This is a genomic window from Brevinematia bacterium, assembly GCA_039630355.1.
GTDB lineage: Bacteria > Spirochaetota > Brevinematia > DTOW01 > DTOW01 > SKYB106.
On record JBCNVF010000051.1, the window covers coordinates 1 to 4,601 of the forward strand.

Sequence of the window (4,601 nt, forward strand, 5' to 3'; positions counted from 1 at the left end):
TGCTGATATTGAACATCTTTAGCAAGTCTGCGTACTTTTCTGCGTTTTGATGAATAGTGATAGCGAATTTGTCTTCCGGTCTTCCCTCAATTAAAACCTTCTTTATAAGACTTGTTAAGTATGGTTTTACCTCGTCTGGTACGCTTCTCAAACTGCCATCAAGCATATTTGCTATTATTGTTGCATTCATTCCACTGCTTACTCCAAGTTCTATGTCTCCCAACGCAACGCTGTATGCCTTGTAGTTTCTTCTTATCTGGTCTTTTAGCACGCTTCTCGTCTGTGCTTTCACAAACTTAAAAAGTAATGCTTCCACGAGATTATTAAGCAATACGCTGTTTATCTTTGTTCCTTTACCAAAAACTTTCTTAAAGAGACTAGAAATCGTTCTTGCTTGCTCCTCATCTGACTTCCTAAGTACGTTAGCAAACAGTTGCTTGTCTATTTCTGATAAAAACTCTCTCACATTTTCTTGCAGTTCTTTTGGAAATTGCTTTATCACCTTCAGGTTGTATTGTTTTTCTTCAAGTATTCTGGCAGATATAAGCAAGTTAACAGTTGCAATATCTTCCTCTGGCTTAAATGCCCTTAGGTCATCCTTTAGGAGATCTTCTATACTTTCTCTTTTCGCTATTCTTTCGTGCTTTCTTAGTGCAACCTGTAAAGCAACGGCTTGCGTGTCTGTTGCAACCCTTGGTAGTATATCTACCTGCATAAACCCATACTTGTCAACAATGTTCTTTACATCCTCCGGTAGTGTTCTATACCTGCTAAGTAGCGCCAAGTATCTGTTGGTATCAGTAAGGTTTGTAAGGACTACTTTATCTCCTTTCAGACTCATTATCTCGGCAAATGTTCCTACAATTTTGTTCTTTTCTTCCATCGTCCCAGCGTTGTTTATGTTCTTAACAAGAGTTTGGAATGGTACAGCAAACATAGTTTTCTTGTTGCTTTTCTGAAAAAGCTCGTCATACAGACCAAAAATACCGTTTATGTTGCTTTCTATCACGCCTCTTTCTTCTGGTACATTTTTAAGTTCTCTTACCACCTTTATTACATCCTCAACACCTTTGTCATAGTCTTCTCCTTTGAGAAAAGCAAACTTAAATAAGTTGTATGTAGGTATCAGGTTTGGGTCCTTTGCCGAGAATATTCTATACACAATGTCCCTTATCTTGCTCTTATCCTTCAAAAGCAAGCTTATATCTCCTATACCATCAAGTGCTTCAAGTCCCTTTTCAATGAACTCTCTAGAGGCAGACATAAGTAAAAACTCTACAAATTGTTCAACCGCTCTTCTTGTTATGTTTTCTGGGTTAACCTCTTTTTCCATTTTTATTGCCTTGTCTTTCAATATCTGTACAAGGTTTGTAAGAACCATTTCCTTTTCATCAGTAACGTGTCCTAGACTCCTTAGTATTTCTTCCATCCTCTTGTGTATGTTAGTCCTGACTGACATAACAATTTCTTCGGATGCTGGAGACATACTAACGATAAACGAGTTCCTTATTGCCTGTTTTACTCTGTCAAAACGGTTTACCACAGTTTTTTCATCTCTTAAAAAATCTATGCTTCTTTGAATAATGACAGCATCAATTCCATCTGCTAGGTAGTTTAAGTTGTCAAACTTAACGTATCCTAGAAGCCTAGATAAACTTCTTGATACATCAGCAACGTCTCTTAAAGAACTTATTCCCTCCACCACTCCTTCAAGCGTTTCACTAGCATCTCTTATAAATACATTGTCAACTCTTACTGCATTTATGTTGTTTAGCACTCTGTCAGATACTACGCTTTTCAGATAAATGGTTTTGCTAGGTTTCAGTGTTTCAAGCATTCTTTCAAAGACTTCCTCTCTTATACCCTGCAACACTATTTCACTCTGCAACCTAGCAGTCCTTATGTCTGTATGTAGCTTCTGCAGTTTCTCAAAAATCTCCGCTATAGCTTTTACAACTTTTCCACTTTTCTTACCTAGAAGTTTTTTCACTTTGTCTTCCAGTTTTTGTGCAGGATTTACCACACCAAACACTATTGCTCTGTATGGAGTAATAATTGCTTTCTTAAACTCCTCTTTTATCCTATCAAACTGTTCTAGTTCCAGTCCCCCTTCCTTTTGTTTCCATTTCAGTGTCATTTTATCAACTTTTTCCACTACGTGTGGTTCTTCAACCTTCTCTTTCACCTCATCCAATATCTTTTCCCTCTTAAGGATTTCTTTCTCCACCTGCATCAGATCATCTTCACTTCTTCTAAGTTGCTCTTGTAGCCTGCCTATCTCTTTTTCTATGTTTTCCACACTAGACAACTCAACGGTAGACTCAGCTTTCTGCCTTACAACCGGTTCTGCTTCTGGTTCTACCTCCATCTGCTTTACTTTAGGCATCGCTCTTCCCATCTTTTCTCTGAAATACTTGAAGGACAGACCAGCCTCAAAAATATCAACTCCGAACAACGGGTTATCTATATACTTATCAAGGACCTCTTTTTTGTTGTCTGCCTTGCTAACTTCCTCTTGAAAGTTTTTCAGCAACTCAAGCTTTTTCTCCTTGGATATTCCAGACTCACTTCTCACGAAGATAGTCGGAGAAATTTTCATCAAGTACTCAATTGTTCTGTCTGGGTCAATATCAGCAAACTTTCTAAGTTTAGCAGTAGTATCTCCTTCTTCACTTAGGATACCTAAAAATATTGCAAAGTTATCAACCTCAGAAAGACCATTGTTTGCTTTCAAAACTCCTTCAATGTCTTTGTCACTCTCTATTCCGTACTTTCTAAAAGCTTCTTGTTCCACTAACTCCGCTTTTTCTGTTTCTTCCGAAAACTCTTTTGTTGTCTTTGTCTCTACCTTGCCTGCTAGATTTGCTTTTTCTGCCTCCAGCTCCCTTAGCCTGCTTTTTATCTGCTCTATTCCCAGCTCCAGTTGTTGTTTTCTTGCTTTGTAATCAGATATTTCCTGCATTGTTTTTTCAAGCTTTTTTAGCACTCCAGCTTCAGCAACTTTGGCTTCAACAAAAGCATCCTTGATTTTCTGTTTTATTGTGCTGAGTGCATTACTCATCACAGTCAAAACGATGTCGTCATCTTCTTCCTGCCATCCAGCCCTCTTGAAAGCATCTATCATCGCTTTGTAAATTTGCTTGCTTCCAGACAGCGTAAAAAATGTGAATATCTTCGGATTGAATACCTCACCAAGTCTCTTAGATGCAAGCTCAGATATTTCTTTAGAAAAATCAACTTCCTTAGGGTTTATGCTGTCAATCACCTTCTTTATTCTATCTTGCTCGTCTCTAGAAAATTGCGTAAGGTCCAGAGACTTTTTAAAGTTGTCCAATACTTTTTTGTTTATAAACTCTGCAAAAAGTTTCCCAAACATTACATCCAAGTTGTTAGTCAAGACTATGTTTCTTGCCAGCATTTCACGAAGAACCGGATTCTGTAAGATTGCTTTATCAAACACTCCTAACTTTTCTTCTGCTTTTTCAACCACAGGAACTTTAGTTTTAGCAAGAAGAAGGTTTTTCTCATCCTCTGTAAGACCTAAAACGTCAGAAAACTTATTTATCTCACTTTCAATAGCATCTTCAAACGTCTTTACTCCTCTCAACTTTTCTGCTAGGTTTCCAATAGTATAATACTTTAGTTGTGCGTATGTTAAGGGTAGTATCGGTGCTGTCAAGACATCAGTTGCCTCACCAACCATTTCAACGATTTCGTCTCCAAATTCGCTCTCTTCGTCTACGTAAGTTGGTGCTTTTGCTTTCTTCAAAACGCTTAAATCTCTTATAGCAACGTTAAATATTCTTTTCTTTTTTCCTCCTTCAGTCCTAGTAGTTTGAAACCCTGTTTTGAAGACAGTTTTTCTTGCTAGCTCATCTACTTCACCATCTACAGACATTTTTATGCTGGGAATTTCAATATCACCACCAGTAAGAGGCTTTGGTAGTCCTTTCAAAACAATAATGTCTCTTACAATGCCTTTTGCTTTTGGAGAGTTTCTTTCAATCATTTCTATTATCTTGTCTTCATCGTGCTTAGTTATGTTTCTTATGGCACTAACAAGTCTTCTTGCTAACTTGTGCCATACTGTGTTTTGCTCTGCTACATTGTTATACACAGCCCTTACATACCTCTCAACGTTGTCAACTTCATCTGGAGAAAGAAAACTGTATGAGCGGAGTTTTTCCCAATCAATCTTGTCTGGATCTATGTTTACTCTTACTTCTTTGCTCATTGTAACCTTAACGTTAGTCTCACTAAATTTAAGTTTTTCAGCTTCTCTTACAACATCTTCAAGCACTTTGCCTTCAGATATTCCTCTAACAATACCGTTTATATAGTCTCCTGCCTGAGAAAGTGTTGAAAGCTTATCTTTCAAAAGAAGGAGCTTTTTTGGATCCAGTCTAAACAGCGGTTTTAAGTCATCGTCCGTCACAAGGTAATCCTCAGTTGCTCTTAACACATAATCAACAAGCTCATAGTTTCCTTTCTCTATCGCATTTTTCAAACCATTTTCTTTTACCGCTACTTTTTCAAACTCTTCTTTTACCCTTTCAAGTGCTTCCTTTGTTCCTTGGTCAAGTTCTTCTTTGTCTATTTTT

General features: G+C 37.5%; 1 protein-coding gene. It reads right to left on the bottom strand.

The genetic code is table 11. From position 1 onward, the window contains the following. Positions 1-4,601: hypothetical protein (locus ABDH28_03915; protein MEN2998164.1), on the bottom strand; the 4,601-nt coding region annotated here is incomplete at both ends.